Raw genomic sequence first — 13,029 nt, forward strand, 5'->3', positions numbered from 1 at the left:
CAGAAACGGCACCTTCGGGTGCCGTTTTTGCGTTCAGTGGGCACAGGTAACCTGTTGTCCTGATGACTGTGTTTAGACTGGCGAACAGTGGGCCTCTTCGCGGGCAAGCCCGCTCCCACAGTGACTTGGGGGTGTACGCACCTACTGCGACTGACGCAATACCTGTGGGAGCGGGCTTGCCCGCGAAAGCGGTGGAACAGACACCAACAAAAACGGCACCTTCGGGTACCGTTTTTGCGTTCAGTGGGCACAGGTAACCTGTTGTCCTGATGACTGTGTTTAGACTGGAGAACAGTGGTGGCTCAGATGGCCTCTTCGCGGGCAAGCCCGCCCCCACAGTGACTTGGGGTGTACGCATCTACTGCGCCTGACGCAATACCTGTGGGAGCGGGCTTGCCCGCGAAAGCGGTGGGACAGACACCAACAAAAACGGCACCTTCGGGTACCGTCTTTGCGTTCAGTGGGCACAGGTAACCTGTTGTCCTGATGACTGTGTTTAGACTGGAGAACAGTGGTGGCTCAGATGGCCTCTTCGCGGGCAAGCCCGCCCCCACAGTGACTTGGGGTGTACGCATCTACTGCGCCTGACGCAATACCTGTGGGAGCGGGCTTGCCCGCGAAAGCGGTGGGACAGACACCAACAAAAACGGCACCTTCGGGTAGTTTTTGCGTTCAGTTGGCACAGGTAACCTGTTGTCCTGATGACTGTGTTTGGACTGGCGAACAGTGGTGGCTCAGATGGCCTCTTCGCGGGCAAGCCCGCTCCCACAGTGACTTGGGGTGTACGCACCTACTGCGACTGACGCAATACCTGTGGGAGCGGGCTTGCCCGCGAAAGCGGTGGAACAGACACCAACAGAAACGGCACCTTCGGGTACCGTTTTTGCGTTCAGTGGGCACAGGTAACCTGTTGTCCTGATGACTGTGTTTAGACTGGCGAACAGTGGTGGCTCAGATGGCCTCTTCGCGGGCAAGCCCGCTCCCACAGTGACTTGGGGTGTACGCACCTACTGCGACTGACGCAATACCTGTGGGAGCGGGCTTGCCCGCGAAAGCGGTGGAACAGACACCAACAGAAACGGCGCCTTCGGGTACCGTCTTTGCGTTCAGTGGGCACAGGTAACCTGTTGTCCTGATGACTGTGTTTAGACTGGCGAACAGTGGTGGCTCAGATGGCCTCTTCGCGGGCAAGCCCGCTCCCACAGTGACTTGGGGTGTACGCACCTACTGCGACTGACGCAATACCTGTGGGAGCGGGCTTGCCCGCGAAAGCGGTGGAATAGACACCAACAGAAACGGCACCTTCGGGTAGTTTTTGCGTTCAGTGGGCACAGGTAACCTGTTGTCCTGATGACTGTGTTTAGACTGGCGAACAGTGGGCCTCTTCGCGGGCAAGCCCGCTCCCACAGTGACTTGGGGTGTACGCACCTACTGCGACTGACGCAATACCTGTGGGAGCGGGCTTGCCCGCGAAAGCGGTGGGACAGACACCAACAAAAACGGCACCTTCCGGTGCCGTTCGCCTTTCACAGTACAAACAGCTTACTTACGCGCCGCCTCCCAGGATTTCAGCAGTTCGGCATAGCTCACGGTCTCGCCTTTAGGCTTCTCGTTCGCCAGTTTCGGTTTCGGTGCACCCGGCTGATCGAACCAGTATTGCGCATCGCGCTCGGGGTTCATTTTCGGTGCGCAGGTGGCTTGGGCCTTCGAGCGTTCCAGACGGGACATGATCGCGTCCTGATCCTTGGCCAGACCGTCCAATGCCTGTTGCGGGGTTTTCTCGCCGCTGGCGGCTTCGGCGATGTGGCTCCACCACAGTTGCGCCAGACGCGGATAGTCCGGCACGTTGGTCCCGGTCGGGGTCCATTGCACACGGGCCGGGCTGCGGTAGAACTCCACCAGGCCACCCAGTTTCGGTGCCAGGTCGGTCATGGCTTGCGAGTTGATGTCCGACTCGCGGATCGGGGTCAGGCCGACGATGGTTTTCTTCAGCGATACGGTTTTCGACGTCACGAACTGCGCATAGAGCCAGGCAGCGAGTTTCTGTTTCTCAGGCGTGGACTTCATGAACGTCCAGGAACCCACGTCCTGATAGCCCAGCTTCATGCCCTCTTCCCAGTACGGCCCGCGTGGTGATGGCGCCATGCGCCATTTCGGCGTGCCATCAGCGTTCATCACCGCCAGACCCGGCTTGGTCATGTCGGCGGTGAAGGCGGTGTACCAGAAGATCTGCTGGGCGATGTTGCCTTGGGACGGCACCGGACCGGATTCGGAGAAGGTCATGCCCGCCGCTTCCGGAGGCGCGTACTTCTTCAGCCAGTCGACGTATTTGGTGGTGGCAAACACGGCCGCCGGGCCGTTGGTGTCGCCACCGCGGGTTACGCTGGAACCGACCGGATGGCAGTCTTCGACGCGGATGCCCCACTCGTCCACCGGCAACCCGTTGGGGATACCTTTGTCGCCGGCACCGGCCATGGAGAACCAGGCGTCGGTGAAGCGCCAGCCCAGGGACGGATCTTTCTTGCCGTAGTCCATGTGCCCGTAAACACGCTTGCCGTCGATTTCCTTGACGTCTTCGCTGAAGAACTTGGCGATGTCTTCATAGGCCGACCAGTTCACCGGTACGCCCAACTCGTAGCCGTACTTTTCCTTGAACTTGGCTTTCAGGTCCGCGCGTTCGAACCAGTCGGCGCGGAACCAGTAGAGGTTGGCGAACTGTTGGTCGGGCAGCTGATAGATCTTGCCGTCCGGCGCGGTGGTGAAGGAGATGCCGATGAAGTCCTTGATGTCCAGGGTCGGCGAGGTGAAGTTCTTGCCCTCGTTGGCCATCAGGTCGGTGATCGACTCGGTCTTGCCGTAGCGAAAGTGCGTACCGATCAGGTCCGAGTCGTTGACCCAGCCGTCATAGATATTTTTGTCCGATTGCATCTGGGTCTGCAGCTTTTCCACCACGTCGCCTTCCTGCAGCAGGTCGTGGGTCAGCTTGATCCCGGTGATCTCGGTAAAGGCTTTGGCCAGCGTTTTGGATTCGTATTCGTGGGTCGCGATGGTTTCCGACACCACCTTGATGCTCATCCCGCGAAACGGCTCGGCCGCCTTGATGAACCACTTCAACTCTTCGAGTTGTTGTTCGGCCGTCAGCGTGGACGGCTTGAACTCACTGCCGATCCATTTCTTCGCGGCGTCTTCATAGGCATCGGCCCAGGCCGAAGCGCTCAGACCGCTGAGTGCCAGCATGGCTGCCAATGAAATGCTATGTCGCAGCTTATTGTTTTTGTCGAACATAGAGACCTCCTTATTGGGTTTCGGAGCAACATTGCCGAGCGATTCGACTAGCCCCAACGCATCACAGCCAACAGCCACACCAGGGACAACGCGAACGCTACCCAGATGCTCCAGTCGGTGACGCCGATTACCAGCAAATGCAGGTAGGCGCTGCTGAGAAGACCGATAAACAGCCGATCGCCACGGGTGGTGGCAATCGGCAAAAAACCACGCCGAAGAATGCTCGGCGAACGCAATTCCCAGGTCGTCATGCCGACCAGGATCAAGGCTATGACGCAGAAAAACGTTGCCGTCGGGACGGTCCAGCTCATCCATTCCATCATCAGTTCCTCATACCCGGCCCAGGGCAAAGCCCTTGGCCACATGGTTACGGACAAACCAGATCACCAGCATGCCCGGCAGGATGGTCAACACCCCTGCCGCCGCCAGCACCCCCCAGTCGATGCCGGATGCCGAGACGGTGCGGGTCATGACCGCCGCAATCGGCTTGGCATTCACCGACGTCAGCGTCCGCGCCAGCAGCAGTTCGACCCAGGAAAACATGAAGCAGAAGAACGCCGTCACACCGATCCCGGAGCCAATCAACGGCACGAAAATCTTCACGAAGAACTTGGGAAAACTGTAGCCATCAATGTAGGCGGTTTCGTCGATTTCTTTCGGAACGCCGGACATGAAGCCCTCGAGAATCCACACCGCCAACGGTACGTTGAACAGGCAATGCGCCAGTGCCACCGCGATGTGCGTGTCGAACAGACCGATCGAGGAGTACAGCTGGAAGAACGGCAACAGAAACACCGCCGGCGGCGCCATGCGGTTGGTCAGCAGCCAGAAGAACAGGTGCTTGTCGCCCAGGAAGCGATAACGCGAGAACGCATACGCTGCCGGCAGCGCCACGCTCAGGGAGATCACCGTGTTCAGGCTCACGTAGTACAGCGAGTTGAGGTAACCGGTGTACCAGGCCGGATCGGTAAAGATCACCTTGTAGTTGGCGAAGGTGAAATCCTGCGGAAACAGCGTCAGGCCGCTGAGGATTTCGGTGTTGCTCTTGAAGGACATGTTCAGCAGCCAGTAGATCGGCACCAGCAGGAACAGGATGTAGATCAGCAATGGAATCAGCTTTCTCTTGCTCATGATGGGCCTCAGCGGTTGGCGTCAGAGTGAGTCATGGCGGTGTAGAACAGCCAGGACACCAACAGGATGATCAGGAAGTACACCAGCGAGAAAGCCGCCGCCGGGCCGAGGTCAAACTGCCCGATGGCCATTTGCGTCAGGGTCTGGCTGAGGAAGGTCGTGGCATTCCCCGGCCCGCCGCCCGTGAGCACGAACGGCTCGGTGTAGATCATGAAACTGTCCATGAACCGCAGCATCACCGCGATCAACAGCACGCTCTTGAGCTTGGGCAACTGGATGTGTCGGAAAACCGCCCAGTCGGATGCGCGATCAATCCGCGCGGCCTGGTAATACACGTCCGGTATCGCCCGCAACCCGGAGAAACACAACAGCGCCACCAACGACGTCCAGTGCCAGACATCCATCACCAGCACCGTGACCCACGCGTCCATCGTGTTCGCCGCATAGTTATAGCTGATGCCCATGGCGTTGAGGCTCGACCCGAGCAGGCCAATGTCGGCCCGGCCGAAGATCTGCCAGATCGTCCCGACCACGTTCCACGGAATCAGCAGCGGAATCGCCAGGATGATCAGCACCAGCGACGACCAGCGGCCCTTGGTCGGCATGGTCAGGGCGATGGCGATGCCCAGCGGAATTTCGATCAGCAGTACGCAGCCGGAATAGATGAACTGGCGCAGCAGCGAATCATGCAGGCGTGGGTCGAGCAGCACCTGTTTGTACCAGTCGGCGCCGACGAAGTAGCGGCTGGACTGGTCGAAGATGTCCTGCACCGAATAGTTGACCACGGTCATCATCGGGATCACCGCACTGAACGCCACCAGCAAAAACACCGGCAGGACCAGCCACCAGGCCTTGTTGTTCTGCACCTTGTTCATGGCTGCACCTCCAGCAGGTAATCGTCGGCATAGACCATCAGCCACTGCGCCGGAAAACTGATGTACGCCGTGCCCTCCGGTACGGGTTTGTCCTCGGCCAGGCGCACTTTCAACGGCGCGCCGTCGAGGTTCAGGGTCATGATCTTGTAGGTCCCCAGGTCTTCGACGTGTACGACCTGTGCCTGCATCGCGTCATCAAACGGCTCGTCCCACACATGCACGAACTCCGGACGGATGCCGACCTTCAGTGTTTTCCACTCGGACTCGGCAATGCGTTTTTGTTGCGCGTCGGATAACGGCAAATGCGTCGAAGCGAAACCGACACCACCCGGTTGCGGCTGCACCTCGATCAGGTTCATCCCCGGGCTGCCGATGAAGTAGCCGACAAACGTGTGGCTCGGCCGTTCGAACAGTTCTCGCGGCGTACCGAACTGCACGATCTGCCCGCCATACATCACCGCAATCTTGTCGGCGAAGGTCGAGGCCTCCAGCTGATCGTGGGTCACGTAGACCATGGTGATGTTGAATTGCTCGTGGATCTGCTTGAGCTTGCGCCGCAGCTTCCACTTCAGGTGCGGGTCGATCACCGTCAGCGGCTCGTCGAACAGGATCGCCGAGACGTCATCGCGCACCAGCCCGCGACCCATGGAGACTTTCTGTTTTTCATCGGCGGTGAGGTTGCGCGCCTTCTTGCTCAGCAGTGCCTGAAGGTCGAGGACCTCGGCAATTTCCTGCACCTTGCTGTGGATTTTCGCTTCGGCCATGCCCTGATTGCGCAGTGGGAAGGCCAGGTTGTCGAACACCGTCATGGTGTCGTAGACCACCGGGAACTGGAACACCTGGGCAATGTTGCGCTTCTCCGGGGTCAGGTCGTTGACCGCTTTGCCGTCGAACAGGACATGGCCCTGGGACGGACTGAGCAACCCGGAAATGATGTTGAGCAAGGTCGACTTGCCGCAGCCCGAAGGTCCGAGCAAGGCATAGGCACCGCCCTGCTCCCAGATGTGGTCCATCTCGCGGATCGCGTAATCCTCGGGACCGCTCGGCGTGCGCGTGTAACTGTGCGCGAGGTTCTGCAAACGGATTTCGGCCATCAGGCAACCCTCGCGATACGGCGGCCGGGCGCCTGGACCAGTCGTCCCTGCGCATCGAACACAAACAGTTTATGGGTCGGGATGTAAATGCGAATCGGCGCATCGACGTCGTACTCGTGCACGCCCGGAAGGTGCAGCACCAGCAGGAAATGCTCGTTGCGCACGTGCAGGAATGTTTCCGAACCGCTGATCTCGGCGACCTCGACGGTCACCGCCAGTTCGAGGTCATCGTCGTTGCTCGGCACCAGCGAAATATGGCTGGGACGCACGCCGAAACGGAACTCGCCCTCGCCCACCGGGCGTAAATCCACGTTCAGCGGGAAGTGCACGAAGTTGGCGAAGCTGACTTCATTGCCGGCGATGCGCCCCGGCATCAGGTTGATCGGCGGCTCGGAGAACAGTTCGGCAGCGAGCACCGATTGCGGCTGATGATAGACCTCGGACGACTTGCCGCTCTGGATCACCCGGCCTTCGTGAAGAATGGTCGTGGTGCCGCCCAGTGCCAGCGCTTCGTTGGGCTCGGTGGTGGCGTAAATGGCGATGGTGTGCCGCGCCTTGAACAGCTCGCGCATTTCCTGGCGCAGTTCTTCGCGCAGTTTGTAGTCGAGGTTGACCAGCGGCTCGTCGAACAGGATCAGCTCGGCGTCCTTGACCAATGCGCGGGCCATGGCCGTGCGCTGTTGCTGACCACCGGAGAGCTCCAGCGGGTAGCGCTGGAGAAACTTCTCGATGCGCAGCATCTTCGCGGTTTCCAGCACTTTGCTCTGGATCAGCTCGTTGGAGACACCGCCCTGGCGCAACGGCGAGGCGATGTTCTCGAACACCGTCATGGTCGGGTAATTGATGAACTGCTGATAGACCATCGACACGTTGCGCAAACGCACCGGGCGCTGGGTGACGTCGACGCCGTTCATCAGGATGCGGCCGCTGTCGGGCTTGTCCAGACCGGCCATCAGGCGCATGAGACTGGTTTTGCCGGACAGCGTGCGGCCAAGCAAAACGTTGAAGGAACCGGGTTCAAAACTAAGGCACGCATCGTCGATCCAGGTCTGACCCTCGACGGTGCGGCTGACGTGCTCCAGAGTGAGTGACATGGCTCGGCCTTTTTATTATTGGAGTCAAGCGACCGAAGCTACAGAGCGACTTTCGTGCCAGAAATTGCAAGTCGTTGATGTGGTTTGGAATTTATGGAAACAGAGGAAAAACCGCTTTCGTTGCTGAACAGAAATGAACAACCACGACTGAACAATTGAACAGCTCAACGGTTGACAATGAACAATAGTGAACAACACTCTACGGACTGTTCACTCCCCTTGTAGGCGCCAGGCTTGCCGGCGAAGGCGATTTCAATGACGCCTTCGCCGGCAAGCCTGGCTCCTACAGGTCAGTGGTGTGCCAGAACCATCACGCGAGAGATTCAACGTGATGTGCGGGAAACCTATAAAAACAATAAAAGCTTGCTCAGAGATCGACTGCCATGGCCGCACCCGCCTCGCCGCTCTCCCACGACGCCATCATCCAGGACTCCTGGTCCCGTTGCCGCGCGTTCGGCCTCGACCATCAGAGTGCCCCGGCGTTCGATCAACTGCCGGCGGAAGGCATCGCCCAGTTGCTGGAGAGCCAGCATTCACTGGTGCAGACCACCCACCAGGAAGTCCTGCCCTACTACGAGAACATCCTGAGCAATTCCAATTGCCTGATCATGCTCGCCGACAACCAGGGCCAGGTGCTGACGTCATGGGGAACCCAGCGCTTCATCGAGCCAAGCCTGACCCGCGGTTTCAGCGCCGGCGCGAGCTGGATGGAGCGTTGCAGCGGCACCAATGCCATCGGCACCGCACTGGCCTGTGAGCAGGCGGTGCACATCGAACACGATGAACATTTCCTCAAGGCCAACCGCTTCATGACCGGTTCCGCCGCGCCGATTTTCGATGCCGAACGCAAGGTGATCGCGGTGCTGGACGTGTCCAGCGATAGCTACCTGCCGCCGTCCCACACCCTCGGCATGGTCAAGATGATGAGCCAGACCGTGGAAAACCGGCTGATCCTCAACCTGTTTCATGGCCAGCACTTTCAACTCACCTTCAACACCGGTTTGAACAACCTCGACAGCCAATGGGCCGGACTGTTGATTTTCGATGAGAGCGGTCAGGTACTGTCTGCCAATCGTCGCGCCGACAATCTGTTGGGCATCAGCCTGTCGCGGGTCAGTGTCGAAAGCCTGTTCAAGGTGTCGCTCCTGGAATTGCTGAACCAGCCGGACGGCTTGCCCTTCTCCCTCCAGGCCTCCGGGCGTAACCGCTTCCAGTGTCTGTTGAAGCGACCGAAACAAGCACCGATTCAGGCGCGGCTGTTCTCTGAAACCAAGAGTGCCGAACCTGCCGTAAACGCGCCCGCCGTGATCAGCCTCAATACGCTTCACTTCGGTGACAGCCGCGTGGAAAAAGCCGTGCGCCAGGCCGAACGCTTGCTGGAAAAAGACATTCCCCTGTTGATCCACGGTGAAACAGGAGTCGGCAAGGAAGTCTTCGTCAAAGCCCTGCATCAAGCGAGTTCCCGCAGCAAACAACCGTTCATTGCGGTCAACTGTGCGGCGATCCCCGCCGAACTGGTGGAGTCCGAGCTGTTTGGCTACGAGAAAGGTGCGTTCACCGGCGCCAATCAGAAAGGCAGCATCGGGCTGATCCGCAAGGCCGACAAAGGCACGCTGTTCCTCGATGAAATCGGCGACATGCCGCTGCCGACGCAGGCGCGACTCTTGCGGGTGTTGCAGGAACGTTGCGTGCAACCGGTGGGCAGCAGCGAACTGTTCCCGGTGGACATCCGCATCATTTCGGCGACCAACCGCTCGCTGCGTGAGCAAGTGCAGCTGGGACGGTTCCGTGAAGACCTGTATTACCGCATCGGCGGTTTGACCCTGGAGTTGCCGCCGCTCAGGGAACGCAGCGACAAACAGGCGCTGTTCAAGCGCTTGTGGGAGCAGCACCGTGAACCGTCACAGTGGGCCGGCTTGAGCGGTGAGGTGATGGAGTTGTTCAGCCGTCATCCGTGGCCGGGGAATCTGCGGCAGGTCAGCAGCGTCATGCAGGTGGCGCTGGCGATGGCCGAGGAACAACCGGTGCGGCCTGAGCATTTGCCGGATGATTTTTTTGTCGATCTGGAGATGGAGCCGGTGGATTCGCCGGAAACCCTGGCAGTGGATTTGAATGATGCCGAAGCGTTGAATCGGCAGTTGCAGGCGGCGGGGGGGAATATTTCGCACTTGGCCCGGCGACTCGGGGTTAGCCGTAACACCCTTTACAAGCGGTTGCGCCAGACCGAGTGATGAGTTGACCGCACTGGCTTTGCCCGGCTCGAGACCAATCGCGGGCAAGCCCGCTCCCACAGGGTTTTGTGTCGTTCGCAAAATCGGAATCCACCTCAATCACTGTGGGAGCGGGCTTGCCCGCGAAGGCGTCGGCCCAGACACCACGGCAAATGAGCCCAGCGCACAAACAAAAACCCGCACAAGGCGGGTTTTGTTTTGAAGCAATCACAGCAATCAGTCAGCCAGACGCCAGGTCGTGCCGCCCTTCCCGTCTTCCAGCACCACGCCCATGGCGGTGAGCTGGTCGCGGATGCGGTCGGATTCGGCCCAGTCTTTGGCCGCACGAGCCGCCAGACGCGCAGCAATCAGCGCATCGACTTCAGCCGCATCAACCCGCCCTTCGGCACCGGCCTGCAGGAAGTCATCCGCCTCAAGCTGCAACACCCCCAACACACTGGCCAGTTCCTTCAAGCGCGCCGCCAGACCCGCCGCCGCCTCAAGATCGCTCTCGCGCAGACGGTTGATCTCGCGGACCATCTCGAACAGCACCGCGCAGGCTTCCGGCGTGCCGAAGTCGTCGTTCATCACCTGAGTGAAGCGTTCGACAAAGGCTTCGCCACCGGCCGGCGCCACGCTCGGCAGGCCTTTCAACGCATGGTAGAAACGCTCGAGTGCGCCCTTGGCGTCCTTGAGGTTGTCTTCCGAATAGTTGATCGCGCTGCGGTAGTGGCTCGACACCAGCAGGTAGCGCACGACTTCCGGGTGGTACTTTTCCAGCACGTCGCGAATGGTGAAGAAGTTGTTCAAGGACTTGGACATCTTCTCGCCATTGATGCGAATCATGCCGCAATGCATCCACGCGTTGGCGTAGGTCTTGCCAGTGGCCGCTTCGCTCTGGGCGATTTCGTTTTCGTGGTGCGGGAACTCGAGGTCGCTGCCGCCGCCATGAATGTCGAAGGTCTCGCCCAGGCAGCAGGTCGACATCACCGAGCATTCGATGTGCCAGCCCGGACGACCATCGCCCCACGGCGAAGGCCAGCTCGGCTCGCCTGGCTTGGCGCCTTTCCACAGCACGAAGTCCAGCGGGTCCTGCTTGGATTCATCGACTTCGATCCGCGCACCGATGCGCAGGTCTTCGATTTTCTTGCGCGACAGCTTGCCGTAGCCCATGAACTTGGCGACGCGGTAGTACACGTCGCCATTGCCCGGTGCGTAGGCATAACCCTTGTCGATCAGGGTCTGGATCATGGTCTGCATGCCAGCGATGTGATCGGTGGCCCGCGGCTCCATGTCCGGTTTGAGGATGTTGAGGCGCGCCTCGTCCTCATGCATCGCGGTGATCATGCGCTCGGTCAGCACGTCGAACGGCTCGCCGTTCTCCTTGGCCCGATTGATGATCTTGTCTTCAATGTCGGTGATGTTGCGCACATACGTCAGGTTATAACCGCTGAACCGCAGCCAGCGGGTCACCAGGTCGAACGCGACCATGCTGCGACCATGGCCAATGTGGCAGTAGTCGTACACGGTCATCCCGCAGACGTACATGCGCACATTGTTGCCATCCAGCGGCTTGAAGACTTCTTTGCTCTTGGTGAGCGTGTTGTAGATCGAAAGCACGTTAGAGGTTCCTTGAATCACTGGCCCCACGAATCACGCAAGGTCACGGTACGGTTGAATACCGGATGACCGGGTTTCGAGTCCTTGATATCCGCGCAGAAGTAGCCTTCGCGCTCGAACTGGAAACGGTCTTCCGGCTGTGCGTTGCCCAGCGAAGGCTCGGCACGACAACCAGTGAGAACTTGCAGCGAGTCAGGGTTGATGTTGTCCAGGAAACTGGCGCTGTCTTCGGCCTTCTCAGGGTTCGGAGAGCGGAACAGGCGATCGTACAGACGCACTTCGCACTCGATGCTGGCCGCGGCCGGCACCCAGTGAACCACGCCTTTGACCTTGCGGCCTTCAGGGTTCTTGCCCAGTGTTTCCGGGTCGTAGGAGCAACGCAGCTCGACGATGTTGCCATCGGCGTCCTTGATCGCTTCGTCGGCACGGATCACGTAGCTGCCGCGCAGGCGCACTTCGCCGTTCGGCTCCAGGCGCTTGTAGCCCTTCGGTGGCTCTTCCATGAAGTCATCGCGGTCGATGTAGATTTCACGGGAGAACGGCAGCTTGCGAACGCCCAGTTCTTCTTTCTGCGGATGACGCGGCAGTTCGAGGTGATCGACCTTGTCTTCCGGGTAGTTGGTAATCACGACTTTCAACGGACGCAGCACGCACATGGCGCGCGGGGCGTTCGCATCGAGGTCCTGACGGATGCTGAATTCAAGCATGCCGAAGTCGACCACGCCGTCGGAACGGTTGGTGCCGACCATGTCGCAGAAGTTGCGGATCGACGCCGGCGTGTAGCCACGGCGGCGGAAGCCGGACAGCGTGGACATGCGCGGATCGTCCCAACCGAATACGTGCTTTTCATCGACCAGTTGCTTGAGCTTGCGCTTGCTGGTGATGGTGTAGTTCAGGTTCAGACGGCTGAACTCGTACTGACGCGGGTTCGCCGGGACCGGCAGGTTCTCGAGGAACCATTCGTACAGCGGACGGTGGCTTTCGAACTCCAGGGTGCAGATCGAGTGGGTAATGCCTTCGATGGCGTCCGACTGACCGTGGGTGAAGTCGTAGTTCGGGTAGATGCACCACTTGTCGCCGGTCTGGTGGTGATGCGCATGACGGATGCGGTACATGATCGGGTCGCGCAGGTTCATGTTCGGCGAGGCCATGTCGATCTTGGCCCGCAGCACCCGTGCGCCGTCCGGGAATTCGCCGGCGCGCATGCGGGCAAACCAGTCGAGGTTCTCTTCGACGCTGCGATCACGGAACGGGCTGTTCTTGCCCGGCTCGGTCAGGCTGCCGCGGTATTCCTTGGCCTGTTCAGGGCTCAGGTCGTCCACGTAGGCCTTGCCGGCCTTGATCAGTTCAACGGCCCAATCGTGCAACTGGTCGAAATACTGCGAGGCGTAGCGCACTTCGCCGGACCATTCGAAGCCCAGCCACTTGACGTCGCTTTCGATCGCGTCGATGTATTCCTGGTCTTCCTTGGCCGGGTTGGTGTCGTCGAAACGCAGGTGGGTGACGCCGCCGAACTCCTGGGCCAGACCGAAGTTCACACAGATCGACTTGGCGTGACCGATGTGCAGGTAACCGTTGGGTTCAGGCGGGAAACGGGTGACGATCTGCGTGTGCTTACCCGAGTCCAGGTCCGCCTGGATGATCGGGCGCAGGAAATTGACCGGCACGGCAGGGCCGGTCTTGGAATTCGAGGTAGGGTCGACAGTGGGCTTGCTCATAG

9 protein-coding genes are annotated in these 13,029 nt (G+C 59.8%); 1 reads left to right on the forward strand and 8 read right to left on the reverse strand.

Annotated elements, in window-relative coordinates; genetic code table 11:
- Positions 1–1,542: 1,542 nt before the first annotated feature.
- Genes J2Y86_RS07365 through J2Y86_RS07390 form a run of 6 tightly spaced genes read right to left on the reverse strand, consistent with a single transcriptional unit; the run spans position 1,543 to position 7,479 of the window.
- On the reverse strand, positions 1,543–3,285 hold the full coding sequence (locus tag J2Y86_RS07365) for an ABC transporter substrate-binding protein (RefSeq protein ID WP_253429240.1): 1,743 nt from the start codon (positions 3,283–3,285) through the stop codon (positions 1,543–1,545).
- Between the two features lie 47 nt (positions 3,286–3,332).
- A complete protein-coding gene (locus J2Y86_RS07370) occupies positions 3,333–3,605 on the reverse strand; it encodes a DUF2160 domain-containing protein (protein WP_253440156.1) in 273 nt (90 codons plus the stop codon).
- Positions 3,606–3,615: 10 nt separating this feature from the next.
- Positions 3,616–4,416, reverse strand: a complete 801-nt coding sequence (locus J2Y86_RS07375; protein WP_017339615.1) for a carbohydrate ABC transporter permease — start codon at positions 4,414–4,416, stop codon at positions 3,616–3,618.
- 8 nt (positions 4,417–4,424) lie between these two features.
- Positions 4,425–5,291: a carbohydrate ABC transporter permease gene (locus J2Y86_RS07380; protein WP_253429242.1), complete on the reverse strand. Its 867-nt coding sequence runs from the start codon at positions 5,289–5,291 to the stop codon at positions 4,425–4,427.
- Positions 5,288–6,385: an ABC transporter ATP-binding protein gene (locus tag J2Y86_RS07385; protein WP_253429244.1), complete on the reverse strand. Its 1,098-nt coding sequence runs from the start codon at positions 6,383–6,385 to the stop codon at positions 5,288–5,290. The genes J2Y86_RS07380 and J2Y86_RS07385 overlap by 4 nt, the downstream gene beginning before the upstream one ends.
- Positions 6,385–7,479: an ABC transporter ATP-binding protein gene (locus J2Y86_RS07390; protein ID WP_084321340.1), complete on the reverse strand. Its 1,095-nt coding sequence runs from the start codon at positions 7,477–7,479 to the stop codon at positions 6,385–6,387. The genes J2Y86_RS07385 and J2Y86_RS07390 overlap by 1 nt, the downstream gene beginning before the upstream one ends.
- Positions 7,480–7,862: 383 nt before the next feature.
- Here J2Y86_RS07390 and J2Y86_RS07395 point away from each other — a divergent pair, with 383 nt between their 5' ends.
- Positions 7,863–9,710: a sigma-54-dependent Fis family transcriptional regulator gene (locus J2Y86_RS07395; RefSeq protein ID WP_253429247.1), complete on the forward strand. Its 1,848-nt coding sequence runs from the start codon at positions 7,863–7,865 to the stop codon at positions 9,708–9,710.
- Positions 9,711–9,926: 216 nt separating this feature from the next.
- Here the strand turns inward: J2Y86_RS07395 and cysS are convergent, their stop codons facing one another.
- A complete protein-coding gene (gene cysS / locus J2Y86_RS07400) occupies positions 9,927–11,309 on the reverse strand; it encodes a cysteine--tRNA ligase (protein WP_253429249.1) in 1,383 nt (460 codons plus the stop codon).
- Between the two features lie 17 nt (positions 11,310–11,326).
- Complete coding sequence (locus J2Y86_RS07405) at positions 11,327–13,027, reverse strand: glutamine--tRNA ligase/YqeY domain fusion protein (RefSeq protein WP_253429251.1); 1,701 nt, start codon at positions 13,025–13,027, stop codon at positions 11,327–11,329.
- Between the last annotated feature and the right edge of the window lie 2 nt (positions 13,028–13,029).

Origin of the sequence: Pseudomonas migulae (assembly GCF_024169315.1) — a bacterium.
Taxonomy (GTDB): domain Bacteria; phylum Pseudomonadota; class Gammaproteobacteria; order Pseudomonadales; family Pseudomonadaceae; genus Aquipseudomonas; species Aquipseudomonas migulae_B.